Source organism: Paenibacillus sp. LC231, from assembly GCF_001860525.1.
In the GTDB taxonomy this organism is placed as follows: domain Bacteria; phylum Bacillota; class Bacilli; order Paenibacillales; family Paenibacillaceae; genus Paenibacillus_AQ.
On record NZ_JFOM01000015.1, the window covers coordinates 1 to 24,223 of the forward strand.

The following is a 24,223-nucleotide window of genomic DNA, read 5'->3' on the forward strand; positions in this document are numbered from 1 at the left end:
ACTTCATAGTAGAGCGACCTCCTGGATGGGCTTTTTGAGGCAATGACCTCGTGTGTAACCCCATCGTACCGAGGCGCTCGTTTTTGTTCAATCTCCAAAATATTCGTATTACAGGAATTCTAACGGGAAACGATAGCTCAAAATATAACGGCAGCAAGATCGTAACTGCATGCTAACGGACCAATTATTTTCTTTACTTAATAGAGGATCGAGACGTATAATTCGTTCAGACATCGGAGTGAGAAGAGGAGAATTGATTATGAACAATGGGTTAGTCAACGCTATTATCGCGTATATCATGTGGGGGGTTCTCCCGCTTTATTGGAAGTTGTTTGACGATGTGCCGGCAGGCGAAATTCTTTCACATCGGGTTGTCTGGTCGTTTGTCTTCATGGGTATTCTCGTCGCCGTCCAGCGCCGCTGGGGTGAAATGAAGCGGATTGCGGCTAGCCGCTCGCTCCTGCTGTCGGTCGCCGCCAGCGGACTGCTGATCGCAGCTAATTGGCTCATCTTCATCTGGGCCGTCAACAATGGCCATGTCGTCGAGACAAGTCTCGGCTATTATTTGAACCCGTTGCTGAACGTGCTGCTAGCGGTCGTCTTCCTTCGTGAGAAGCCAAACCGCGGCCAATGGCTCGCGATTGCCATCGCTGGCGCTGCGGTGCTCATCATCGCCATCGACTACGGGCGGTTCCCATGGATCGCGATCTCGCTGGCCGTGTCGTTTGGCTTGTACGGCCTCGCGAAGAAGAAAATCGTGCAAGACGCTTCTGTAGGCTTGCTGTCGGAGACGGCTGTAGTCCTGCCCGTCGCGCTCGGCTACTGGATCTATTTGGCCGCCGTGGGAAAGACGACCGCATGGACGCTGCCTCCGTCCATGTTCGTCGAACTGCTTCTTTCCGGCGTGGTAACGGCGCTGCCGCTGCTATTCTTTGCACGAGCGGCCGCCCGGATGGCGCTGTCCACGCTCGGCTTCGTACAATACATCGGGCCGACGATCATGCTGTTACTGAGCGTATTCGTGTTCAAGGAATCGGTCTCGTCGGTTCTGCTAGTCGGCTTCGCGCTCATCTGGACAGCGCTCGTCGTATACGCTGCGGCATCGGTTCGCAACACTAAACTCGCGAAGGCGAGCTGATGGCAAAGGCGCCCGGTACCGTCATAACGGCCATTTCCGTCCGATGGGGCGGGAGATGGCCGTTTTCAGTTTGTGGTGTTATCCGGCATACCTGGGCGGGCACACTACGTTTGCCGTGACTAGATCTATATTGAATTAACATTATATAAGGGGGTAAGCTAACGGGAAAGGTTACATGGAACAACGATTACAATGATTCCAGCAGGAGCAAAACAAGTACATTAGCAATCTCTATGAAATTTGAGGATACTCTACCTCCAACTCTTTCAAGCTTACAATTGTTAGATTTATAAATTTTAATGATGGAATCAAAGTAAGATTAAGTTTACCTTTTCGTACTATAAATAAGAAACAAGCTACCGATAAACGATAACTTGTTTCCTTTTAAAAACCGTTTTCTATTACCGGAAATCATCCTTGTGTCCGCCAAACTGGAAACCGAATTGACCACTATAACCGCCTAAATGGCCACCGGCATCCAAGCCTAAACCATGTCCCCCACCAATATGCGCGCCGGTATAACCACCGATACCATATTTTCCACCAAGATATCCACCTGCATGAACTCCCATCCCATGACCACCACCGAGTTGGCCGCCAGCATGAACTCCTACTCCATATTCACCACCGAGATGGCTGCCAGCATGAGCTCCTATTCCATGGCCACTCCCGAGATGACCACCGACAAAAATGCCTGCTCCATAATCACCCCCAAGCTGACCACCAGCATGAACACCAATGCCATTTCCGAAATAATTGCCATTAGGAGGATAAACGCCATAATATGGTGCAGGATACGGATAATAAGATGGTTGAGGGAATCGGCTACATGAGCATAAATAGGGGTTAATTATCATTAATAAGCCTCCAATTTGATCGATGAATGTAGCTTATTCAGAACTTATCAATCATGATACTTGACCATTGCAATATAGTCTAAAATTCGGAATATAGGTTCGTGAGTTATCCAAACATTGTATAATAGTTTATTGTGAATAGTGCCCTTGCGAGCCATAGAGGACCAGTGTGGGACTGGACCGATTTCCATCAACCATCCCAAAAATTAAAACGAACAAGCCCATGCAATTTGCAAGGGCTTCATATTGTCGAGAAACGCTGTCCTTTTTCACCTCAGCCCAGTAGAATACCGAACGTAGACTGCAACTCAAGGACTTTTTTAGATGTCTACTTGACGGGGAAACTTCATTCGGCGGCAGCCTCTTATCAAGAGATTAAAGGTGATTTTGTCTGATACTAAAATTGAGGTCCATATGCGCCAAAAGCCGGTATTCGCAGTCGGAGATAAATGAGATATGTCGCTTTCAGCTGCAGAGTCGAAATAAATAAGCTCCTCATTACTGTGATTACACTTGTGGGAAGCTTATTGTTGTTTTACGCGTTGATTTGGTGTAAGACTAGAGTATGAAGTGTGAGATATAGGAGAAGGTGACAATGGCAAATATTAATGATATTGCAAAGCGGGCAGGAGTATCCGTATCAACAGTATCAAGGGTGCTGAATCAACATCCTTATGTATCTGAATCGAAGCGGGCAGCTGTGCAGCGTGTGATTGATGAAATGGACTATACGCCAAATCGCTCAGCTGTCGATTTAATTCGTAAGGAAACAAGAAGTATCGGTGTGATCATGCCGTACAACAACAATCAAGCCTTTGATCAACTGCTTCATGGCGTGCTTAATCGATCGGTCGAGCGTGATTATTCCGTGATGGTTCTGCCTACAAAGTACGATCCGGATAAAGAGCTCAGCTGCTTAAATATGCTGAAAAATAAACAACTGGATGGCATCATCATTACCTCTCGCTCAAACACTTGGGATGCCATTGTGCCATATACCAAGTACGGGACGATCGTCGCATGCGAGTTTACGGATCATCCTGAGATTGGCTGTGCCTACATGGATCGATATGCATCTTACGTAGACACGTTTCAGCTGTTAAAGGATAAAGGGCATTCACGAGTCGCTTTTACGACAGCAAGAGGAGAAGAGAGCAATAGTACACAGCTGACGATAAAAGCGTATCAGTATATATTTGGCGAACTGCCGCCAGCATACCATATCAGGGATTGCTACAGCATGGAAGACGGGGTAAGAGCGGCACGACAACTACTTAATATGGATCTTAGACCAACCGCTGTTTATGCGAACGGCGATGAGGTTGCGGCAGGTATTTATCAGTATGCAAGGAGCATACAACTGGGGGTGCCAGAGGATCTGGCAATCATTGGCCAGGAGAATCAGCCTGTTGGAATTGGGTTACGCCTATCTACCGTTGATCATCAGTTGGTGAAAGTCGGTGAACAAGCCTTTGATCTTACAATTAAGAAATCAAAGGATAAGGTAGAGATTCCTTATCACATCATTGTACGGCAATCGATATAGCTATTGACTTACCATCGCTCCATGCATGGTTTTTTTCAATGATCCAGCCCATCATTTTATTTTTGGAGGATATTTATGAATCAACGTTTTCGGATTACAAGATCCATGAATGCAACTACTAGTGATCAAGAGATTTCATTGGAGGAATGCCAAGCTTATTTTTCATCCAAGGCGGATTTCACTTATCAGACGGTGCTGACTGTGAAAGGGGAGGAGAGCACCATGTCCGTCGAAGGGGATTTCTTTATGTGGAAACATGGAGAGGCCCTTATTCCATTTAGACACTATATGGGGGAGCTGTACATAGCCGTCTCCCATCAAGAAATCGTACCCCTCATGATCGGAATTGCAGCTGATTTACGGGCAGATATCGTAGAAGGGTAAGGAATGAAAGTTGCCATATGACAAGATTTTTAAACTTAAAGGCCACATTCTTGGTCATACCCCTTTCAGTAGACAGAACTAAAAGAGAGCTTTAAGCAGTAACCGTTTCTCGGTATTCCACCGGGGAACGGTTGTTTCATTTTTTCTGAAATCGTTCTCGCCGTGTCGTATTGGCGGATGACTTTTTCCTCTTGTCTACTAGTCTAGCAGGGCAGGTACATGACGATTCCCCTCCTGGCTTGGACAGCTTGATGGAGCACAATATGTAACATATGAAACCTGATAACAGGTTCATATGTTACACATTCTCAGCATCGTACTTCAACAGGGATCGCGGAGATCCGGATGAAAAAATGATGATAGCAGCGGGATCGCGCCGGACAGACGGATGACAATGCACATCTTACACATTTACGATGTCATGCCGTCTTCTCTACACTTTGGAATGTAAGCGTTACCTGTTAACCACTGAAACGTGATGTACGTGAGTGAGCCAGATAACCTGACATGAATCGATATGTAAGAAAGGAGGGGAAGCATGAGGGGAAAAAGACTGCTTGCTGTGATATCCGGAAGACGTTCCATCCATCGCGAAACGAAGCCGCCTAATCCAGGTGTAAACCAAACGTCTCTCGGTAAAAGAATCAGGGTGAACTGGGAGCTTTATCTGTTCTTGGTGCCGGCCGCACTGTATTTCCTTGTATTTCACTATGCGCCGATGTACGGTATCCAGATTGCCTTTAAGAACTTTATCCCTAGCAAAGGAATCATGGACAGCCCATGGGTGGGCTTCGGTCATTTCGAGCGTTTCTTCCATTCCTACTATTTCTGGGATCTGCTCTGGAATACGTTCAGCCTCAGCTTCTACGAGCTGATCATCGGGTTTCCGCTGCCGATCATCCTGGCGCTTGCTTTCAACGAAATCCGTACGGGTCCCTTCAAGAAAATGGTTCAGACCGTTACGTATGCGCCTCATTTTATATCCGTTGTGGTCATGGCCGGTATGATTATTACCTTCTTATCGCCGTCCACCGGCATACTGGTCCAATTCATCAAATGGATGGGTTTCGATGCGCCGAACTTTTTGTCGGATCCGGCCTGGTTCAAGACCGTATATGTTCTGTCCGGAGTCTGGCAAAGCACCGGATGGGGGACCATTATCTATCTGGCTGCGCTGTCCGGTGTCGATCCCCAGCAGCATGAAGCCGCGATTGTGGACGGAGCCAGTCGTTTCAAACGATTGCTGCACATCAACCTGCCGGCCATACTCCCAACGATCACCATTTTGCTGATTTTGAACATGGGTAACATTCTTACAATTGGCTTCGAAAAAATACTGCTGCTGCAGAACTCCCTGAATATGGAGTCTTCGGATGTCATTTCAACTTATGTTTACCGGACCGGTCTGGTAGACGCGCAGTACAGCTTCTCAACAGCTGTTGGCCTGTTCAACTCCGTGATCAACATTATTTTACTGGTAACCGTCAACCGGATTGCCAGACGCTCCAGCGAGAACAGCCTATGGTAGAAAGGAGGGAAGTACATTGGTTACCGCAATGAAGGAATCGAAGTGGGACAAAATTTTTCTGGGCAGCGTCTATATCTATTTATCCATCGCTCTGATTGTTGTTCTTTATCCGCTCATTTATATTCTCAGCGCATCGATCAGCAGCCCGCAGCAGGTGAATTCGGGTGCGATGTGGCTGTTTCCCAAGGAAATTACCTGGGCCGGATACCAGCTGGTGTTCGAAAACCCGAAGATTTGGAACGGATATCTGAACACGATCGTCTATACTGGGATAGGAACGCTGTTGAACCTGACCGTGACACTGCCTGCAGCCTATGCGCTCAGCAGGTCGGATTTGGTCGGTCGTCAACTGTTCTTGGGATTTATCCTGTTCACGATGTTCTTTACCGGAGGGCTTGTGCCAACGTATCTCGTCGTCCGGAATTTGGGGCTGATCAACACGATGGGGGCGCTCATTCTTCCCGTAGCTGCATCGGTATGGAATATCATCGTTGCCCGGACGTTCTTCCAGACGACGATCCCGAAGGAACTGCAGGAAGCGGCCTATATGGACGGCTGTACCAACCTGAAGCTGTTCGTCCGGATTATTCTGCCGTTGTCAGCGCCGATTATTGCAGTTATGGCTTTGTTTTACGGGGTCAGTCACTGGAACAGCTATTTTCCGGCTCTGATCTATCTCAACGATGAGAGCAAGTATCCCCTGCAGATGGTGCTGCGGCAGATTCTGGTTCTTCAGGAAATGACGGCGGAGACGACCGGCGCCGCAATCAGCGGGGATGCCGCCAGGGCAATGAGTTCCAAAGCCGAAACCGCATCGCTGATCAAATACGGGGTTATCGTCGTATCGACGCTGCCGATTGTGGCTCTCTATCCTTTTTTACAGCGATTCTTTGTCCAAGGGGTCATGATTGGTTCTGTAAAAGGATGATGAAAGCGTTTTATATAATATGAGCTTGAGTATGCAAAGGGAGGAAACATGGATGAAGATGACAAGCAAAACTTGGAAGCTGGTGCTAACGGGGATGACAGCCCTGTCTCTGCTTGCCGGATGCGGTTCGGGCAGCGATACGAAATCTGCCGGAACAAAGTCAACAGAAGCAGCCGCCGTGAATAAGGAAGGCTTCCCGATTATGAATGAACCGATTACGCTGACCATGATGGCGCCTGATGTCGGCGTTCAGAACTGGAAGGATATGATCGTGCTGCAGCAGATGGAGGAAAAGACGGGCATTTCATTCCGATACTTGAACGCTCCGAAGGATAGTTTTGATACGAAGAAGAACCTCGTATTTGCCAGCGGCGATTACCCGGATGTCTTCTATGCTGCAGGCTTGACGGCGGCTGAACAGATGAACTATGGCGAGCAGGGAATTCTGATCCCGCTTGAGGAGCTCATCGAGGAATATGCTCCGAACTTCAAGGCGCTGATGGACGAAATTCCGGAGATCCGTAAATCCATTACAGCTCCGGATGGACATATCTATTCCTTGCCAGCGATCGATTTAAGCCAGCACTGGTATCGCAACCCGCTGTGGTACAACGGTGATTTCCTGGAGGCCCTGAAAATCGACAAGCTTCCGGAGACGACCGAGGAGCTCTATGCCTTCCTGAAGCGTGTAAAAGAAGAGGACCCGAACGGCAATGGGGTCGCCGATGAAATCCCGATCTCTTCCGTATCGACAGCTACGACGAATGCTCGGGATATTCGTACTTGGCTGCTTGGCGCTTTCGGCATCTATGAAGACGAAATTTATGTGGACGATGAGGATGTTGTTCATTATACCCCGATAGAAGAGGGCTTCAGAGAGTATCTGGTTTATATGAATCGTCTATGGAAAGAGGATCTGCTTGACCACGAAAGCTATTCGCAAACCGCAGAACAGAAAAAGGCCAAGGCACAGAACAATCAGGTCGCCCTGTTCTCCGACTGGCATGCCTACATGACCAAAGGGGGAGAACCGTCCACCAAAGATCCGATGTTCGCTCCGGTAAAAAGCGATCTGGTAGACAAGCCGGCTATCGCCAAGAACAGAGGGATCACGACAGGGGCTTTTGCCATCACGGTTACCAATCCTGCCCCTGAAGCCTCGATGCGGTGGGTGGACTACCTTTATTCTTATGAAGGATCGCTCTTTTTCAACAAAGGACCAGAAGGCAAGCTGTGGGAGTATACGGATGAAGCCAACCGGGTGAAGCGCTATTTGCCTGTGCCGGACGGCATGGAGATGGAGGATTACCGTGCGACTTTGACGCCAAACTACGGCATTCCGGCTCCTACCATCAATACGGACGATATTAATAAAGGATTGAAGACCGACTTTGATCAGTGGGTTGAAAAGGAAACGAAGGAAAAGCTGCTGGATCGTGGAGCAAGACCGCCGTTCCCTGCCTTGTTCCTGACCGTTGAAGAGCAAACCGAGATCAACAGCCTGAACTCGGATCTGAGCACGTATGTACAGCAGATGGAGGCGAAATTCGTTACGGGAGCAGAACCATTGTCCAATTGGGATAACTACCTGAACACGATGAAGAAAATGGGTGCCGACCGGGTCGTCGAAATCTATCAAGGCGCATATGACCGATGGAAGTCGAACTAAACTTAGATTGTGTCTAGCAGAAATTAGCCATCAAGATAAGATACACGAGATGACAGAGGTTTTCAAAGAAAAGGTGGCCTGGGAGAAGTCGATTGCTCTTTCAGGCCCACCTATGAATTCAAGAGGGCCTTGATAGATTCTGAATACTATACAAGTGTGGAGGCCTAGCCTATGAAAATAACTAGACATCCAAACAATCCGATCGTCGTTCCGGGAAAATACGAATGGCGTAAAGTTACTGTTTTCAATCCTGCGGTTATTATAGACAACGGCAAGTTTTACATGATCGAACGTACCGCAGGCTCCCTAACGCCATGCAAGAATGTTTTGGGACTGCTGGAGAGTGAGGACGGAGTGAATTTTACGCACGTGACAGACGAGCCGATCGTGACGCCAGACATGCTGGGCTTCCCATATGGAAGCGTCCAGGACCCGCGGATTGTCAAAATAGACGGCACGTATTATTTAAACTATGCCCTTAGGCCGTGCGCCATGAGTTACTATCCGACAGGAGCGGGCATACCGGAGCGTTCAATTCCGAAATATCCGGACGGCTGGGGGGAGGAGGAAGGCCACTGGCTCACCCGCTCTTCGATTGTGAAGTCGGACAATCTGATCGACTGGGAATTCGTTGCCGATACGACACCGCTCGACATCAATGACCGTGACAACATTTTGTTCCCTGAGAAGATTAACGGAAGGTATGTATTGCTGCGCCGTCCGGAGGAATACGTGGGTGCAGCTCACGGAACGGACAGCGCGGCGATATGGATTACGTACTCCGAGGATCTGGTTCATTGGGAAGAGCCGAAGCTTCTGGCCAAGGCTGAGAACCCGGCCTGGGAATCCAGGAAAATCGGCGGAGCAACCCCGCCTGTGCGAACCGATAAAGGCTGGCTGGTCCTTTACCACGGCGTTGATGATCAGGTCGTTTACCGAGTCGGGGCGATGCTTCTTGACCTGAACAACCCTGAGAAGGTCATAGCAAGAACGAAGAATTTCATTATGGAACCGGAGGCCTATTATGAGAAATTCGGTTATCAAATTCCGAATGTGGTGTTCCCGACAGGAAACGTGGTCAAAGACGGCCTGCTCTATATCTATTATGGTGTGACCGACACTGCCATTGCACTGGCTACCGTGCCGGTCGATGAGCTGGTAGAGCATATCCTGAACGAACCGCAGTAAGTGAAATAGAAGCATCCGGGCCCTTTCGAGACAATGTCTCGTAAAAGGGCCCTCTTTTTTATATATCCAGACTGCTCGAGCAATGTTGTTTGCGGTACTGACCGGGTGTCAGTCCGGTTTCTTTCTTGAATTTGCGGATGAAATTGGGTGCATCCAGATAGCCCACCTGTTCGATGATTTCCTTCAGAGGAGCGCTTGTCGTCACAAGCAGCCGAATGACTTCTTCCATACGCCTCTTCCAAATATACTGCGAGAAGCTGATCCCGGTCTTTTCTTTAAAGCTGCGGCTTAAGTAAGAGGTAGAGACGGAGAATTTAAGAGCCACATGCTCCAGACTGAGCGTGTAGTCGGCAAACTGCTGATTCACATAATGTACGATATCATCGATCAGCTTAGGCGCTGCTTGCTCATGGTTACGCTCAACCTTCTCGCAAATCTCGGTTGTCAGCGACAACAGCTTGTCCTCAAATTCCTCCAGCGTCTCAAACGACGTATAGTCCGAGATGCTGCTGAATGCTTCGTTCATTCCGACCTCGGAGGCGGACCGAAGCAGCGCGTTCAGCAGATCGAAGCAAATGCAGCGCAGCAGGTGAATCTGCAGCGGTTCGCTCCGAATGGTCTCCATCATCTCGGCGATCATCTGCACGGCCACCGACTCGTTGCCTTGCTTTAAGCTTTGCTCCAGCTTGAGCAGCGACTTTCTTGGAAGCCACACACCTTTGGCAACAGGATGATTCTGCTCCGCCAGTTGGGCGAAATAGGTGATCCGGCTGCTGCCAACCATTCGGTGCTCAAGAGCGGTTGCGGCTTCGATGAAGGATTGGTTCAGCTGCCCCAAATCGCGGTAAGGCGTGCCTACGCCCATGCTCGGATCGAGCCGTGTGTTCTCAGAGATCAATCCCTGGACCGCTTGTATGATCTGCTCCATCCGGAGCTTCAGCGAATCTTGACCGGGGTCAAGAAGCGTTACGATTAGCGCAAATTGATTATCGGCTGAGAATTCGACGCCGTGGATATTCGCATGAAGCCCTGTTGGTTCAACATGACTGAGCAAAGCTTGCATTTGTTGACGATCATTTTGGACATCCTCGGCCTCATCGGCTTCTTCCCAGGACAGAATCACACAGAAATACATGACTTGATCTTGAGGAAGCTCCAGTCCCGCTCCGGCGATCATTCGCTCGATTTCGGGATCATCCGGCTTGCCGTGTTTTAGCAGAAGCAGCATGCATTGATTGCGCACGAAGGGCTCCTGCATATCGATTCGGGCACTGTAATCGTGAAGGGTCTGACGAATCCAATCCCATTCATTGCGCGTTTTGGGCTCAGGGGTATCGTCGACTCTGAGCTTGGCGAATTCCATCAGGTCCTTAATCGGGTGATATTGACGTCTAGCCAGCACAAAAGCAGCGAGCACTCCGGTAATGACGGCGATGCCAAACACCAGCAAAATGAGCGTCTGTACATGAGCGACCCGGCTGAAGAACTGATAGCTTGGCATGATGGTCATGTAGTTCCAGCCATTCTCCCCGGATTTGACGGATACGACGGAATACTTGTCATTATTCAGGGAGAGATTGTGTATACCCGCATCAAGCGCAGCCAATGACCCGAGGTTCTCTTGGGACAGGGTTACGCCATGATTGCTCGCCGTAAGCACTTCATCATTTTGATTGAAAATGTAACTGCTCCCGGTGAAATCGCTAAGAATGGAATCCATGACCCCGGTAAGATTGGATTCTTTCACCATATATACGACGCTTCCGTAGGGATAGGGGGCATTGGGCTTGATCGGTACGATGACGGTCAGCATCGCCTCCTGCCTGGAGCCGTTGATCGTAACATTCTCGGCAGGCCGTATGAACATCTGATTCGTTTCGTTCAGAGCAACGATGATATCCTCCAGACTCCAGTTCTCATAACGATAAAAGGAATCGAACGTAACGTTAACATTCGTCAGGCCGCGGTAAGAATAGATAACCGGTTCGTTATGATAGTATATGAAGATGTCTTCGATGATGCTGCTGTTTGCCTTATAGTTGGCCAAAGCTTGTATGGCTTCCACTCTGTAATAATCATCACGGACCATATAAGGGGTTAAGCGTCTGTCGTAAGCGATTCGGCCGGAAAGCTCCCGAAGCTCCGCGATACGGGAGTCGATGGTCATTTTCACCTGGTTCAATTGATTGATGTTGGATTGTTCAATCTCGGTACGAAGCCCGCTGACAGCGCTATCATAAACAAATATCGTTACCCCCGTCAGGGGAATTAGAAAGATCAGAATATAAGACAGAACGTATTTTAAGAGCAGCTTCGACTTAAAATGATTCCAATTTATTCGGAAAGTGAAGGTGGATACGATGAATGATTTAAGCTTGTGAATGGTCATTTGGGTGCATCCTCCATTGCATTCTTTTCATGTCATGCGAACATCCGATTTCATTAACAACGACAGGGTTATCTGAAACATTATATCATTATAATGATTATTCGGAGAAATATTAAGCAAGTCACTCCTCAGCCATGATCCAGGCTAGGGCGTTTTCATAGATTGCAACAGCTTTCTTGGCACTGCTTGTTCGGTTGTTTATTCGCTTTAAAGAGAGATTTTGTTATGATAGGGACAAGAAAATAATGGGAAGTGAGAAGCTGTGGACAAAAAGGCGAAGAAGGTTTTACTTCAAACGTTCTGGTCATCCAGCGGCTGGAAAAGCAGTCCTTTGCCGTTCGTTGGGGAGGATTTTGATTACGCGAAGCGCATGGGGCTGATGTTCGATCCCCTTACCGTCGGGCATGATGAGCTGATCCAGCAGCTTCATAGCTTACATAAGACGGTTACTAAAGAAAGGGTAGCTGCCGCATTTCTGCACAGTCTGTCCACGAGACAAGTGCATCTGCGAAGCGCGCTTTCCAGCTGGGCGCTGACATCGCGCCTGCCTCTTCATCAGTACGAAGAACGACGCTCGGCCATGCCGAATTACAGCAGCTGCGGAGATTGTAACCATGCCCGGCTGCAGTCCGACCGGGATTACGTGAATGCCGACCTGAACGTGCTGAATTTCGAACGGGTCAAATGGGGAGGCATCCGCTTAAATCAGCTGCTCTACTGCTGGCTTGATCTGGAGCTGTTGAGCCATGAGGAGGACCTGACGGTGGACGAGGAGGATATCGCCATTCTGCGGAAGCTGATTGCAGCCGTCGACGGATGTGCTGAAACAGAAAGCCCGCGTCATCTCGAAAAGCGGTTGAAGGATGTTCTGCCTTCAAGCAAGCATGAACGAGACGTGCTGATGGAAGTTCTGGGATATGCCGGCGTGCTGGTTCCGAAGGATACGCCCCGCACGCGTCCGAGAAGGGATGACGATTTCTTCTCGATGTCGGAGTGGCAGGGAAGCGACGGGTATTCCACTGAAGCGCTGCAGTTTTTTTTCGGCGAATATCTCTAGACCGCGCTGCATCATGATAGGTTACAGAATGCGTACCGGTTTAGGATTTTAAGGGGAGGGTTAGAATGGAGCAGCAATTAGAGGAACTGATTGATCGTTATCAACAAGACCATTATTTATCCGGGAACATCCACATTTCCAAAGAAGGCAAAACCTTATTCAGTAAATCCTACGGGCAAGCCAGCATTCAGCTTGGCGTCCCCAATAACAAGGATACGAAATTTCACATTGCCTCAGTCACCAAAATGTTCATTGCAGCTGCCACCCTCAAACTCTATGAACAAGGGCTGATTAGTCTTGATGATCATCCGGGTGCCTATGTTGACGCATTTAAGGCTCTCCATCCAAAGATCACGATCCATCATTTATTGAGCCATTCATCAGGGCTGCATGATATTTATGCCGTACCTGACCTTACATATGAGATGAGCAAATTAAGTGTGGAGAAGAAAGCGTTTATACCCTACCTCGTCGGACTCAAACAGAATTTCATTCCGGGTGAGCGTTGGGAATATAGCAGCACCGGGTTTATCATGCTGGGGTATATACTAGAGGCTGTGACGGAGATGAAGTATGAGGAAATTTTGAATTCCTGGTTCTTCTCGCCTTTGCACATGGGATCGACAGGGGTTGATTGTCCTCGTCAGATCAATTCAGGCAGAGCATACGGACACGCATGGGAAAATAATCAGCTGATCAACGCTGACAATGACAGGCTTAGCACGGTTCAAGCTCCAGGCGAGCTGTACTCTACGGTGCAAGATCTGAATACGTGGTGTGAAGCCCTTTTCAAAGGTGAAATCCTTCATCCGGAAACGATGGATAAAATGTTTGAACCGTACTATATGACAACATTTGACCCGAACTTAAACTATGGATATGGATGGTTCCTGGGGGCTGACTTTCGATTAATTGCCGGAGGAACTCCGGGATTTCGATCCGAAATTTGGCACTATCCAGTTCAAGATCTACGGATCGTCATGCTATGGAATTATGAGAAAGTAGACTCGCACCAGTTGTTCCGAATGATTAAACCTCTATTGTTTCATACGTAAAACGAAGGAAACGACTACAAGATTAATCGGGAACCATGCAAGCATGTATTTGTTTTGGTCATTATCACTTTCGAGAGGAGCCTTACATGAGAAGCATCAAGCCAGGTCGGGGACCGTCGGCTATGGGCGCGGTTGGCAGTGCTGCAATTGGCGTATTTGGGATATTCTGGACGATTTCGGCAGCAAATATGGGAGCACCCGTCTTTTTTGTCCTGTTCGGGGTCATCTTTGTCGGTGTCGCGGTTGTGCAGGGGATTTTTCATCTTAAAAATGCTACGGGAGCTAACCGCATGTCCGTCTATGATATTACCGACGACGAACCGGATCCATTAGATCCTTACCTTCAAGCGAATGCAAGGCAAAGCGTCAACGAAGGTTTTAAACAGGATGGCGATTTCAATTTCTGCCCGTATTGCGGGAGAGCCATCAAACATGAAACGTACCAATATTGTCCGAAGTGCGGTAATGACATTGGGGAGAGGCAGTAATTTTGCTTGATAATGCATTTTAATGCCGAGATTGGAGGATGAAAAATGGGCTTTCATGACACGTACAGATTCGGTGTGCATGCCATCATATCGAACGCCGACGGCAAGCTGCTCTTATTAAAACGGACCTACGGGAACAAAGGATGGAGTTTGCCCGGAGGCGGGGTCGACCCCGGCGAAACGATCCATGAAGCGATATTTCGCGAATGCCGCGAAGAACTGGGCCTCACCCTGCAGGATGCGGTCTTGACCGGATTTTATTATCACAGTCATATCAACGTGCAGGTCGGCATATTCCGCTGTTCGATCCCTCTTCATGAGGAAATTATCCTTAGTTCGGAGCATTCGGAGTATAAATGGGCCGAGTTGTCGGAGCTGAGCGATGTTCAGCGGTTAAGGGCCGAGGATGCATTGGCTTATCAAGGAGAAGTTAGAAGCCGGGCGTTTTAAATTTCATGCTCTCCAATGATCATGCATGTCACTGAAAAATTTCTGGGAGAGGATAACTTAAAAAGTTGTGCCTCAGGGCATCGAGAGTTAGAATGATTGATAAAGTGATCGAGAGAGGAGAGAGCAGAATGAACGAAGCGTATCTTCAATTGTACGATTATCACATTTGGGCGAACGAAAGACTATGGAACCATCTGCAATCCTTGCCGGAAGGCGTGTTTCTCCAGGAAGTGAATCTGAGCTTCAAATCCATCGCCGAAGTCTTCGGTCACCTTGCAGCTGCGGAGGAAGTTTGGTTTGCCCGGATCAAGGAGGAAAGTCCCCCGTCGCTTGCCGCGAGACCGTTCGCGAATTTGGAAGCAGCTCGTCAATACCTGAGCGAGCTTCAAACCAAGCACCATGAATATTTAGCATCGGTTGGCGATATGGGGAAGGTTGTGACTTATCACAACACGGCAGGCGAGGGATTTCAGAATTCGATTTCGGAGATTCTCCAGCAGGTCGTAAATCATGGAACCTACCATAGAGGTAATATCACGACTATGCTTCGGCATTTGGGACACAAAGGGTTAATAACGGATTACATTGCCTTTTTAAGAGCGTAGCTTAAACGCATCACACATAGGGGACTTCCTGCTGTCATGATCTCATGAGCCGGGGAGTCCTTTTGCTATTTTTACCAAATGGAAATTAGGATGTAAAATAGAATATATGCCTTGGGAATCGTTTTAAGTAGAGATTATTTATAAATATAATGGGTATAGTTCTTCCTGCGACTCTCTTATATGATGTAAGGAATGCCTCTAAAGAAATAGATTGAATAAACCTGTTAAAGCAGATCAGATGATTACATTCGAGGCGAGGAAAGCTCCGACAGGGCGCTAGTAGAACTAGTGCCCTCGGGTGTTTATCCATAAGTGGCGTGAAAAGCCTGTGTGCAGGGATAAATTTAGAATCAGTGAGGTGATTGCATGCCGTATGACGCAGACTTAACTTCCGAGGATGTGGATCGATTACTCCAATACCTCGAATATTTCCAAGATCCTGGGTCCGTTTTTTACCATGAAGTTAATGGATACATGCGCGAAAGTCAGGAAATCGGAAGTTTTCGTAAAGCGTTAGATGATGTCGGCTTCTTAATGGTATTCAACTGGAGTGATTGGTTAATGGAGAACGAGATCTACAGGAACTTAGATTATGAAGTGGATAGCAGCATCATGAACGCCGATCTGACAACCCTTAGAAAATTAATGACCAGTTATATTCGGGGGGATCGATTTAACGAAGGGTTATTTATCCACGTATGCACGAAAGGGCACGCAGCTAAAATTTTGTTAAGACTGAGAGAATTAATGGGCGCATCCTGATCCTACGCATACTTGTCATCCTCGTACCGAATTGACTTAGTACATTCATATGAAGTGATGGAATTAGAGCGTACGGGAGGAATAACAATGATAACCAAAGCGATTTTCCTCGACTTTTATGGGACTGTGGTTCATGAAGATGATGAGATCATTCCGTTAATATGCCAAAAAATCAAGGAGACTTCCTCTGAGGACTGCACCATTCAGGAAATAGGACAATACTGGTGGAAGTCCTTCTCAAACATGTTTCATGAAAGCTATGGGGAAAGTTTCGATAATCAAAGAAATCTGGGCAGAACATCTTTACGCACGACGATAGACTACTTCAAATCGGATTGCATTGCAGAGGAGATCATACAGGAGCAATTTGAGCATTGGCAAAAGCCAGGTATTTATGAAGATGCGCTCTCTTTTTTTAAGTCGTGTAAATTGCCCATATATATCATTTCTAATATTGATACATCGGATGTGATGACAGCCATAAGGTTTCACAATTTAAAGGTCACTGGCGTGATCACTAGCGAAGATGTCAGATCATATAAGCCGAGGTCGGAAATATTTGTAGAAGCACTTAGAAGGTATGAGTTAAAGGCTGCGGAGGTCCTGCATGTCGGGGATTCATTAACAAGTGATGTTGTAGGGGCTCAAGCATTGGGAATCCGAGCCGTTTGGATCAATCGTATGAACAAATTAAAGCCGGATCATATACAGCCCGATTACATCATAAAGAAGCTGACGGAATTAGAAGGGATCATCTAGCGCGAAATATCTAAGAACGATAATGAATAGGAACGCTTGTGCGTAGATTCGATAAAAGGTAAAATATAACTACAATTGAATCTTGGGTGGGCATGGTTTCCCTTCGAAAGGGGGTGAAGCCATGGAGGTAAAGGATGCATTGACGATTATGTTTTTGTTTGGATCGTTCATTCTTGCTCTTTTAACATACATTAACAATAACAACAAGAAAAAGTAAAAACCCACCCAAAGGTTACGCGCCGAAGGTGGGTTTTTCGTTCCTAAATGACTTAGAGGGGAATAAACCATCCAAGCCAATTGTACTGACCAAGTGTTCGCTGCACTTGGTCTTTATTACATATATAGTACCATAAAATAAAATATGTATCAAAGCTTAGAAATACCTGAGGAAGCGTAGAAAACAAGAAAGTAATCATCATGTAAAATCGCTCTTTCGTAGTCGATGAAATCGATCGGAGTATATAGAATCTGGAAAAGGAAAGGAACGAAATGACCAAGAAATATACGATTTTCATATGTGTAATATTTCTACTCATCTCAATTCTGATCATTTCTTTTTTTGCACAAAAAACCTCTGAGACGAAAGCCCCTAATATCTCCGTTACCCTGACTTTAGATGAACATACAGGCTCTGTTATTTGGAATGATCTTATTAAGATCACGGTCGGGCAGCAAGATGGTCCAACAGAACATGTGGGTATTCGAAATCATTCGGAAATAACGAACAAAGAAAGTATAGACTTACCTATTGGCCAGGCAATATTAATTCGGTTTCTACATGGTGGTTCGGCAGTTTATCCCGCTCCGGATAAAGTATTTTATTTGATATACATTCAGAAACCCGTTAAAGAAAAGTCGGAGGAATTAATAAGAACTTTTTATATTGAAGGAGAAGTTATAGGCGACAGTGAAATAGAAGCGAAAGAAGAACTCATAAAATTAGCACATGCTTGGAAGGTAGAGTAAGAACATATCGTATTTGTGCATATGAATCAATACTATAATAGTAATATGAAAGGAACTCTTATGGAAATCTATGGAGAACACATAATCTTATCTAGAATCACAAACGATGACTTGGATTTTATATGCAGGATTGAATGCGATCGAGATTTATGGCAGTTTGAAGAATCTGTACCGTCCGACGAACAAGTTCGAAGTAACTTTCTGGAGAAAATTAGGGAGGGCAACGAAACAGCAAGCTATGATTTTATAGTTCGTTTAGCGAATGATGGGAATAGAACTCCAATCGGACTTGCTCAAGTGTGGAGTTATATCGACTACAGGAAGAGCTGGGAATTGGGATTTGCGATCCTCCCTCAACATGGCGGACAGGGGTACGGGAGTGAGGCTGCTCAGCTTCTTTTGAAATTTGCTTTTGAACAGCTGCATGCGCATAAAGTGGTTGGTATGTGTAATTCGCAAAATGCTCGATCTGCAGCGCTCATGGAGCATATCGGGATGACCCAAGAAGCCGTTTTTAAAGAGGAACTTTTTTGGAAGGGACAATGGACGGATCAGTACTATTATTCCATCCTTGAAAAGGAGTTCTTTGAAGGTAAACAATTGTAGGAAAGAATAGTTAATAATTCGTCGATGCCAATCTCAATATGGAGGGGATCATGAAAATAGTAAAACACGTACTGATCTTTTTTGTGTTGATTGTCATTACATCATGTAAGACCAACTCTGATATATCAACTACAAATTATGTGCATCTAATTGAGCAGCCGGTTGCGCTTATTGAATCCAAGCTGGAGTTCACCCCGGAGATTCCAACATACATCCCAATTAATGTAACAGAAGCAACGGCTTCTTTGGAATCGTATGAAACCAAGCAAGGGAAGTTTCAGGAAGTGGTATACCACCATAGGAATATTAATAAACAGCAGCTTTATAATCTCATCATTACCTATGACGAGACGGACGAGATCTACAGTGAAGAATCCATTGCCAGAGGTAAAGAAAGTCATGAACTGAAACATGGCATTAAAGGATATTATGATGAAGATGATGATGGTCAATCATTATGGTGGAGAAATAACGGCTTAACCTATAGATTTGTATATTTTCTTAATGAAGGACAGCCTAGGTTGGATAAGCAAGAATTCATTCAGTCCGCCAATTCCGTTGAGCAGCTGCAACCTAATGGAACCAGTTAATCACTCTGAGTGTTTTTTTCGTTTTGTTTTTTTCATGTCAACGATATGGAAAAAGCAGTAGAATGGTATACAAGGTTCCTCGGCGTACCTAACCTACAAGAAGATATATAAGAAACAGAAACTGAATTGAAAAATCACATAGGTAGGGGAGTAGACATGATACAATCCATTGTCCATATTGCATTAGTCGTGAAGGACTATGATGAGGCCATCGCATTTTATACCGAGAAGCTGAATTTCACCTTGATTGAAGATACATACCAGCCTGAGCAAGATAAACGTTGGGTGGTCGTAGCACCTCCCGGATCGGTCGGCACGACGATATTGCTTGCCAAGGCGTCCAAGCCGGAGCAAGAGCCATTTATAGGCAATCAGTCCGGGGGCAGAGTGTTCCTGTTCTTGAACACAGATGATTTTTGGAGAGATTATCGTGAAATGGTATCGCGGGGGATTGAGTTTGTAAGAGAGCCCAAAGAAGCGGATTACGGCATGGTGGCGGTATTTAAGGATTTATACGGCAATCTGTGGGATTTGCTGGAGTTGAAGGAAGATCATCCATTGATGAAACGGACGAAGTAATCGGTATATCGAACGGATATCCAAGAACCTGCAAGGAGGAAGCAACAGATGTCTAAAATTCTCAATGTGATTGTCATTGCAGCGCACCCGGATGAACCCGAAATCTATGCAGGCGCGATCTCGGCAGCTTACTCAGAGATGGGTCATCGGGTGAAGTTCGTAACGCTAACCGATGGATGCTGCGGTCATCATGAAATGAGCGGGCAGAAGCTGGTCGAACGTCGGATTCAGGAAGCTCATGAGGCTGCAAAGCGTCTTGGGGTGCTAGAATACGTCGTTCTGCCCATTCCCGATGGCGAATTGATGCCAACGCTCGAAGTGCGCAAGGAAGTGATCCGTCTAATTCGCGGCTGGGAGGCGGATATCGTCATTACGTTCCATCCGGATGGTCCCGGTCATGTGGATAACCGCAATGTCGGGAAGGTCGTGCGGGATGCGGCAGATTTTGTTGCGAACGTACCGAATGCCGTCCCTGAAGTGCCGTCATTGAAGAAATCCCCGATATTCCTGCTGATGCCGGATTATGCGGCACGGGCGACGTACCAGCCGGATATTGTTATCGATGCTGGAGGCGTGATCGAGAAGAAATTGCTCGCCTGCGATGCTCATGCTTCCCAATTCTATGAGTTTGCGCCTTGGCAGGGCGGTTTCTTGGATGCCGTACCGGATACCTGGAAAGAGAAGCGGGAATTTATTCTAAAGCATTGGGATCGGTTCCTGAGCGTTTCGGACGAAATGATGCCTTCGCTTGCGAAGCAATATGGCCAAGACCTTGCAGCCAGCGTACAATATGCAGAGCCCTTCGAAATCGCGGATTATGGCAGAAGACCGAATGAAGCTGAAATGGAGATTTTGTTCCCGATGTTAACGGGTACTCATGTGTAGTCTATTTTTTGGTTAGATCATAAAAGAAAGCGGATTCCCTTCTCAGGGCAATCCGCTTTCTTTATGATCCGAAAAATAAGCTTAAACCTTCTCCAATGGTGATTCTCCAACGGGACAGAATTCGGGATTCGTCAAACTTAAGCGATCGGCAAATTCCGGCTGGAGCTTGGCAAGCTCCGCATAATAACTTCCGATTACATGATTGCCGCTCACCGATCCATTCTGGAAGGTCAACGGCCATTGGGTATGCACATGGCTGTAATAGTACTTCTTCTCCCGTTTAGGCATCTTGTAGATGTGAGGCGGGGCATGTGTTACGACGTCGAACAGGTTGGCGATGCGGCAGCTGTTTCGAACATACTTGGCGAAGGCCTTGGTAAAATCGAGATCTCCCACACGAGGGGACCCGTAGGTAAATACATAAGGGGATTGGTGGTCCGTGTTGGCGGCCGCATCGACTGCACATAAGGTTGCGAGCGCTCCTCCAAGGCTGTGGCCGGTAATGAAGAGTGTCTTGTGTGCAGGAAGTCGGTTAAGAGCCGACATGACCTGGCCCCGAGCAGAGGCGTAGATGTTAGTAAAACCGCGGTGTGTGAGAGAAGAGTCCTTAATATATTTGAAGTTTTTTTGGGAGGCGATGGCATCAGAGATCCAGTTTGTTGTTGAACTGGTGCCCCGAAAGGCGATAATGATTTCATCCGGTGATTCCAGAATAAACCCAAAGCGCTCGGACACGCTGATTAAGGAGTTCGCCTCAATGGTGTCATAGAGCGAATAATTTAGCGGAAGGACAAATGAGCCGTCCGTATTGCTGAATTGTGTATAGGTCTGTCCGCAGATCGCTGCCAAGAAAATGGCCCATTGTTCTCGTTCCATGCTCGTACCCATGCACATCCCGCCCTTCTGTTCTCCTACACTATATTAGAGTGCGGAAGGAAAGGTGCCTATACGCCTAAGAATGGCGCATTCGCCATCAGGCCCAAGCTCATACAAGGGATATTATCATCAGAAGGTTTGGGTAGAACCAAGTTATATGGTACGATTCAATAGACGTTCTTGGTCGACCGGTGCATTAGCATGCACATCATCAGATTGTACTTTAATGATACATAGAGAGCAGGGTTATATAGAATGACGGACAATATTCAACAACGCTTCCGTTTCAGTGAAGCACCCATCTGGGAACTACAGCGGACTTACTACGAAGAACTGGGGATGAAAGCCTGGAATAATGACCAGGTTCCGCAGTATATTACGAGCAACCCTATGATTGCTACGGCTTACGCCGAAATTATATTCGGATTCCTTCGGGACCGTGCCGATCAAGGCGAGCTAACCGAAACGGTTACGATTCTGGAACTGGGAGCGGGGGCCGGGCGCCTCGGTTATCATGTGCTGCACAAGCTGTGCGAGCTGAGAGATTTTGCGGGTATAGCGCTGCCCCCTTTCCGCTATGTCATGACGGATTTGCCGATTAAAAATGTTGCGGCATGGCGTCAACACCCTGCCATGCAATCCTATATTGAACAGGGGCTGCTGGACTTCGCGAGGTTCGATGCCGTGCATGACACGGAACTGAACCTGGTGGTATCGAAGACAACGATACGTCCTGGAGATTTAAAGCAGCCGCTGCTGGTTGTCGCGAACTATTTCTTTGACGGTATTCCGCAAGAACTGATCTATGTGGGGGAAGGCAAGATTTACGAGAGCGATGTTGTTATCGAGTTTCCGGAGCAGCACGACAAGCTCAAGCCGGCTGAAGCACTGGAACGAATGAAACTGGCCTACGAGCACCGCCGTGCGCCCAGATACGAGGAGGACACCTACCCGTACCGTAATGTCATTGCCTACTACCAGCAAGAGCTGGAGGATTCGCATATCCTGTTTCCGGAGGTGGGACTGACCTGCATGGAGCGTCTGAATCAGTTATCAACGTCGGGTTTCATGCTTCTCACGGCGGATAAAGGAGATCATCATATCGATAATTGGAAGTTCGCCGAACCGCCGCAATTAATTTACCATGGCAGCTTCTCATTAACGGCTAATTATCATGCGCTGCAGCATGTGTTTGAGCAAAGGGGCGCACACGCGATTTTTCCCACGCAGCATTATAAAAATATAAACGTCGGCTGTATCCTCATGCTGGAAGCACCGATGAGTTATGCGAACACCCGGATCGCTTACCGCCAATTTATCGAACGCTTCGGGCCTGATGAATTTTTCAGTATGAAGGAATGGATCGACCGGAATATTGAAAGCATGGGCATGCAGCAAATTTTGTCATTTTGGCGATTGGGCGGGTATGACGCCGAGTTCTTCATTCAGAGCGCGAAGCGCATCTCGAATCTGCTGCCGGATGCCAATGACGAAGAAATGCTGGATATTCGAACAGGCATCTACAAAATGTGGTCATCGTACTATGTGATGGAGCAGCGTTATGATCTGGCATTGGACGCGGGGCTGGTGCTGTTCGAGATGGATATGTACGAGGATGCAAGGTTCTTCCTAAAGGAATCCGTGGAAACGGACGAAGACGAGCCGGTGCCAACGGTTATATATTGCTTGGCGATCTGCTGCTATGAGCTTGGCCTCGACGAAGAGGCTCTGGAATACACGCGTGAGGCGCTCGTTCTGGAACCCGATCATGAAGAGGCTTTGGCACTGTTGAAATGTTTTGAGTAATACACGGGTTACTTAATCTTCACGAAGGAAGTTGCGTATTTTTCTCGGAATTGCATAGAACGACGCACGCGACCCGGCCTCTGAGATTACAATAAGGCTGGGTCGTTCTGTATTTTGAACTAGATCCCATTTACGATTCCATTCATACAGATGGCCCTGCGAGGATTGTTGGAGTGGAGTATAATGTATAAGGACATTTACGTAATGATGCTGACAGAAAAACATACAACGATAGGTGAAAAACATGAGAATAGCTTTTTTTGATTCAGGTTTAGGCGGTTTAACCGTGTTATCGGAGGCAATGAAGGAGCTGCCGCAGGAAGATTTTTTGTTTTATGCGGACACCCTCCATGTGCCATATGGCACCAAAGCCAAGGAAGACGTGAAATCTTACATCCATCATGCAATGGAAACGATCATGAAGGAAGAAGTCAAAGCCATCGTCGTTGCATGCAACACGGCTACAAGCATGGCGATTTCCGATCTGAGAAAGGCTTATCCGATCCCGGTTATCGGGATGGAACCGGCCGTAAAGCCGGCCGTCGAAATCAGTCGTTCCAGCGGGAAGCGAATCCTGGTGCTTGCCACACCGCTGACGATAAAGGAATCGAAGTACAGGGATCTGGTTCGACGAGTCGACAGCATGCATATCGTGGACTCCCTGCCTCTTCCGGAGCTGGTAGAGCACTGTGAGGCTTTGAATTTCGATCAAAAGGTCATGAAGGATTACTTTACGAAGCAATTCGAATCCTTCGATATGAATGAGTACGGAACTATTGTCTTGGGCTGTACCCACTATCCATTTTACAAAAGCATCTTATCGGATCTGCTGCCGGATCACATTCGCATGATAGATGGCAGTAAAGGAACCGTGAACAGACTTATTCAGGTTTTAAGTGACAATGATCTGCTCAGCTCCAGCGGTAATCGGGATGTTACGCTATTCAATTCGAGGCAATCCATGGAGTACACAGAGAAGATGAAGAAAGCGCTGAGCATTTATAGGGAAATAGAGGGATAGGGTAACAGGCAATTGAACCCGCTTGCAGCGCTTCCTCAATGGTTATCGATCTATGCAACGAAATAATATAACAGAATAACAGACAACATAT

Annotated in this window: 25 protein-coding genes; 22 read left to right on the forward strand and 3 right to left on the reverse strand. The window is 47.1% G+C overall.

Going from position 1 to position 24,223, the window contains the following annotated elements:
- Window positions 1–259 precede the first annotated feature (259 nt).
- Window positions 260–1,138, forward strand: a complete 879-nt coding sequence (rarD, locus tag AK95_RS09970) for an EamA family transporter RarD (protein ID WP_071219827.1) — start codon at window positions 260–262, stop codon at window positions 1,136–1,138.
- 401 nt (window positions 1,139–1,539) lie between these two features.
- Here the strand turns inward: rarD and AK95_RS34100 are convergent, their stop codons facing one another.
- Window positions 1,540–1,995: a hypothetical protein gene (locus tag AK95_RS34100; RefSeq protein ID WP_162487561.1), complete on the reverse strand. Its 456-nt coding sequence runs from the start codon at window positions 1,993–1,995 to the stop codon at window positions 1,540–1,542.
- 595 nt (window positions 1,996–2,590) lie between these two features.
- On the opposite strand from AK95_RS34100, the gene AK95_RS09975 reads away from it, so the two are divergent.
- The 6 genes from AK95_RS09975 (at window position 2,591) to AK95_RS10000 (ending at window position 9,238) form a co-directional block, all read left to right on the forward strand.
- Window positions 2,591–3,541, forward strand: coding sequence for a LacI family DNA-binding transcriptional regulator (locus AK95_RS09975; RefSeq protein ID WP_071219828.1), 951 nt, complete (start codon window positions 2,591–2,593; stop codon window positions 3,539–3,541).
- A gap of 75 nt (window positions 3,542–3,616) precedes the next feature.
- Entirely contained in the window at window positions 3,617–3,925 is a 309-nt protein-coding gene (locus AK95_RS09980) for a hypothetical protein (protein WP_071219829.1), read from the forward strand.
- Between the two features lie 538 nt (window positions 3,926–4,463).
- On the forward strand, window positions 4,464–5,453 hold the full coding sequence (locus tag AK95_RS09985; protein ID WP_083397579.1) for an ABC transporter permease: 990 nt from the start codon (window positions 4,464–4,466) through the stop codon (window positions 5,451–5,453).
- Between the two features lie 16 nt (window positions 5,454–5,469).
- A complete protein-coding gene (locus AK95_RS09990) occupies window positions 5,470–6,381 on the forward strand; it encodes a carbohydrate ABC transporter permease (RefSeq protein ID WP_071219830.1) in 912 nt (303 codons plus the stop codon).
- A 52-nt stretch (window positions 6,382–6,433) separates the two neighbouring features.
- The gene (locus AK95_RS09995) at window positions 6,434–8,050 is read left to right on the forward strand and encodes an extracellular solute-binding protein (protein WP_071219831.1); all 1,617 of its coding nucleotides are present in this window, start codon (window positions 6,434–6,436) and stop codon (window positions 8,048–8,050) included.
- 171 nt (window positions 8,051–8,221) lie between these two features.
- Window positions 8,222–9,238 (forward strand): glycoside hydrolase family 130 protein, encoded by a 1,017-nt coding sequence (locus AK95_RS10000; protein ID WP_071219832.1) that lies wholly within the window; start codon window positions 8,222–8,224, stop codon window positions 9,236–9,238.
- Window positions 9,239–9,296: 58 nt separating this feature from the next.
- On the opposite strand, the gene AK95_RS10005 is transcribed toward AK95_RS10000, so the two are convergent.
- Complete coding sequence (locus AK95_RS10005) at window positions 9,297–11,627, reverse strand: helix-turn-helix domain-containing protein (RefSeq protein WP_083397580.1); 2,331 nt, start codon at window positions 11,625–11,627, stop codon at window positions 9,297–9,299.
- Between the two features lie 262 nt (window positions 11,628–11,889).
- On the opposite strand from AK95_RS10005, the gene AK95_RS10010 reads away from it, so the two are divergent.
- From AK95_RS10010 to AK95_RS10065, 13 genes are all read left to right on the forward strand, one after another.
- Window positions 11,890–12,684, forward strand: a complete 795-nt coding sequence (locus AK95_RS10010; protein ID WP_071219833.1) for a hypothetical protein — start codon at window positions 11,890–11,892, stop codon at window positions 12,682–12,684.
- 65 nt (window positions 12,685–12,749) lie between these two features.
- Window positions 12,750–13,739 carry a serine hydrolase domain-containing protein gene (locus AK95_RS10015; protein ID WP_071219834.1) on the forward strand — a complete coding sequence of 330 codons (990 nt, stop codon included), beginning with the start codon at window positions 12,750–12,752 and terminating at the stop codon, window positions 13,737–13,739.
- 86 nt (window positions 13,740–13,825) lie between these two features.
- Window positions 13,826–14,227, forward strand: coding sequence for a zinc ribbon domain-containing protein (locus AK95_RS10020; protein ID WP_071219835.1), 402 nt, complete (start codon window positions 13,826–13,828; stop codon window positions 14,225–14,227).
- A 45-nt stretch (window positions 14,228–14,272) separates the two neighbouring features.
- On the forward strand, window positions 14,273–14,677 hold the full coding sequence (locus AK95_RS10025; protein ID WP_071219836.1) for an NUDIX hydrolase: 405 nt from the start codon (window positions 14,273–14,275) through the stop codon (window positions 14,675–14,677).
- A 128-nt stretch (window positions 14,678–14,805) separates the two neighbouring features.
- Complete coding sequence (locus tag AK95_RS10030) at window positions 14,806–15,282, forward strand: DinB family protein (RefSeq protein ID WP_071219837.1); 477 nt, start codon at window positions 14,806–14,808, stop codon at window positions 15,280–15,282.
- Between the two features lie 366 nt (window positions 15,283–15,648).
- Window positions 15,649–16,044, forward strand: coding sequence for a DUF6508 domain-containing protein (locus AK95_RS10035; RefSeq protein ID WP_071219838.1), 396 nt, complete (start codon window positions 15,649–15,651; stop codon window positions 16,042–16,044).
- Window positions 16,045–16,131: 87 nt separating this feature from the next.
- Window positions 16,132–16,803: an HAD family hydrolase gene (locus AK95_RS10040; RefSeq protein ID WP_071219839.1), complete on the forward strand. Its 672-nt coding sequence runs from the start codon at window positions 16,132–16,134 to the stop codon at window positions 16,801–16,803.
- Window positions 16,804–16,924: 121 nt separating this feature from the next.
- A complete protein-coding gene (gene comI / locus AK95_RS34745) occupies window positions 16,925–17,020 on the forward strand; it encodes a competence inhibitor ComI (RefSeq protein ID WP_227793437.1) in 96 nt (31 codons plus the stop codon).
- Window positions 17,021–17,292: 272 nt separating this feature from the next.
- The gene (locus AK95_RS10045) at window positions 17,293–17,769 is read left to right on the forward strand and encodes a hypothetical protein (protein WP_071219840.1); all 477 of its coding nucleotides are present in this window, start codon (window positions 17,293–17,295) and stop codon (window positions 17,767–17,769) included.
- A gap of 60 nt (window positions 17,770–17,829) precedes the next feature.
- Window positions 17,830–18,375: a GNAT family N-acetyltransferase gene (locus AK95_RS10050; protein WP_071220458.1), complete on the forward strand. Its 546-nt coding sequence runs from the start codon at window positions 17,830–17,832 to the stop codon at window positions 18,373–18,375.
- Window positions 18,376–18,425: 50 nt separating this feature from the next.
- Complete coding sequence (locus AK95_RS10055) at window positions 18,426–18,965, forward strand: hypothetical protein (protein WP_071219841.1); 540 nt, start codon at window positions 18,426–18,428, stop codon at window positions 18,963–18,965.
- Window positions 18,966–19,121: 156 nt separating this feature from the next.
- The gene (locus AK95_RS10060) at window positions 19,122–19,544 is read left to right on the forward strand and encodes a VOC family protein (RefSeq protein WP_071219842.1); all 423 of its coding nucleotides are present in this window, start codon (window positions 19,122–19,124) and stop codon (window positions 19,542–19,544) included.
- A 48-nt stretch (window positions 19,545–19,592) separates the two neighbouring features.
- Complete coding sequence (locus tag AK95_RS10065) at window positions 19,593–20,429, forward strand: PIG-L deacetylase family protein (protein WP_071219843.1); 837 nt, start codon at window positions 19,593–19,595, stop codon at window positions 20,427–20,429.
- An 81-nt stretch (window positions 20,430–20,510) separates the two neighbouring features.
- Here AK95_RS10065 and AK95_RS10070 read toward each other — a convergent pair whose 3' ends face one another.
- Window positions 20,511–21,317, reverse strand: a complete 807-nt coding sequence (locus AK95_RS10070; protein ID WP_071219844.1) for a lipase family protein — start codon at window positions 21,315–21,317, stop codon at window positions 20,511–20,513.
- Between the two features lie 243 nt (window positions 21,318–21,560).
- Between AK95_RS10070 and AK95_RS10075 the strand changes: the two genes are divergently transcribed.
- Both AK95_RS10075 and murI read left to right on the forward strand, forming a co-directional pair.
- Window positions 21,561–23,111: a tetratricopeptide repeat protein gene (locus AK95_RS10075; protein WP_071219845.1), complete on the forward strand. Its 1,551-nt coding sequence runs from the start codon at window positions 21,561–21,563 to the stop codon at window positions 23,109–23,111.
- Between the two features lie 244 nt (window positions 23,112–23,355).
- Window positions 23,356–24,132 carry a glutamate racemase gene (murI, locus tag AK95_RS10080; protein ID WP_071219846.1) on the forward strand — a complete coding sequence of 259 codons (777 nt, stop codon included), beginning with the start codon at window positions 23,356–23,358 and terminating at the stop codon, window positions 24,130–24,132.
- Window positions 24,133–24,223 lie beyond the last annotated feature (91 nt).

Coding starts and splice junctions, on each gene's coding strand:
- AK95_RS34100 (WP_162487561.1), bottom strand. CDS start 1,995: ATGATAATTAACCCCTATTTATGCTCATGTAGCCGATTCCCTCAACCA.
- AK95_RS10050 (WP_071220458.1), top strand. CDS start 17,830: ATGGAAATCTATGGAGAACACATAATCTTATCTAGAATCACAAACGAT.
- AK95_RS10025 (WP_071219836.1), top strand. CDS start 14,273: ATGGGCTTTCATGACACGTACAGATTCGGTGTGCATGCCATCATATCG.
- AK95_RS10040 (WP_071219839.1), top strand. CDS start 16,132: ATGATAACCAAAGCGATTTTCCTCGACTTTTATGGGACTGTGGTTCAT.
- AK95_RS10065 (WP_071219843.1), top strand. CDS start 19,593: ATGTCTAAAATTCTCAATGTGATTGTCATTGCAGCGCACCCGGATGAA.
- comI (WP_227793437.1), top strand. CDS start 16,925: ATGGAGGTAAAGGATGCATTGACGATTATGTTTTTGTTTGGATCGTTC.
- AK95_RS10020 (WP_071219835.1), top strand. CDS start 13,826: ATGAGAAGCATCAAGCCAGGTCGGGGACCGTCGGCTATGGGCGCGGTT.
- AK95_RS10045 (WP_071219840.1), top strand. CDS start 17,293: ATGACCAAGAAATATACGATTTTCATATGTGTAATATTTCTACTCATC.
- AK95_RS10005 (WP_083397580.1), bottom strand. CDS start 11,627: ATGACCATTCACAAGCTTAAATCATTCATCGTATCCACCTTCACTTTC.
- AK95_RS10015 (WP_071219834.1), top strand. CDS start 12,750: ATGGAGCAGCAATTAGAGGAACTGATTGATCGTTATCAACAAGACCAT.
- AK95_RS10070 (WP_071219844.1), bottom strand. CDS start 21,317: ATGGGTACGAGCATGGAACGAGAACAATGGGCCATTTTCTTGGCAGCG.
- AK95_RS10055 (WP_071219841.1), top strand. CDS start 18,426: ATGAAAATAGTAAAACACGTACTGATCTTTTTTGTGTTGATTGTCATT.
- AK95_RS09985 (WP_083397579.1), top strand. CDS start 4,464: ATGAGGGGAAAAAGACTGCTTGCTGTGATATCCGGAAGACGTTCCATC.
- AK95_RS10030 (WP_071219837.1), top strand. CDS start 14,806: ATGAACGAAGCGTATCTTCAATTGTACGATTATCACATTTGGGCGAAC.
- murI (WP_071219846.1), top strand. CDS start 23,356: ATGAGAATAGCTTTTTTTGATTCAGGTTTAGGCGGTTTAACCGTGTTA.
- AK95_RS10035 (WP_071219838.1), top strand. CDS start 15,649: ATGCCGTATGACGCAGACTTAACTTCCGAGGATGTGGATCGATTACTC.
- AK95_RS09980 (WP_071219829.1), top strand. CDS start 3,617: ATGAATCAACGTTTTCGGATTACAAGATCCATGAATGCAACTACTAGT.
- AK95_RS10060 (WP_071219842.1), top strand. CDS start 19,122: ATGATACAATCCATTGTCCATATTGCATTAGTCGTGAAGGACTATGAT.
- AK95_RS10000 (WP_071219832.1), top strand. CDS start 8,222: ATGAAAATAACTAGACATCCAAACAATCCGATCGTCGTTCCGGGAAAA.
- rarD (WP_071219827.1), top strand. CDS start 260: ATGAACAATGGGTTAGTCAACGCTATTATCGCGTATATCATGTGGGGG.
- AK95_RS09975 (WP_071219828.1), top strand. CDS start 2,591: ATGGCAAATATTAATGATATTGCAAAGCGGGCAGGAGTATCCGTATCA.
- AK95_RS09995 (WP_071219831.1), top strand. CDS start 6,434: ATGAAGATGACAAGCAAAACTTGGAAGCTGGTGCTAACGGGGATGACA.
- AK95_RS10075 (WP_071219845.1), top strand. CDS start 21,561: ATGACGGACAATATTCAACAACGCTTCCGTTTCAGTGAAGCACCCATC.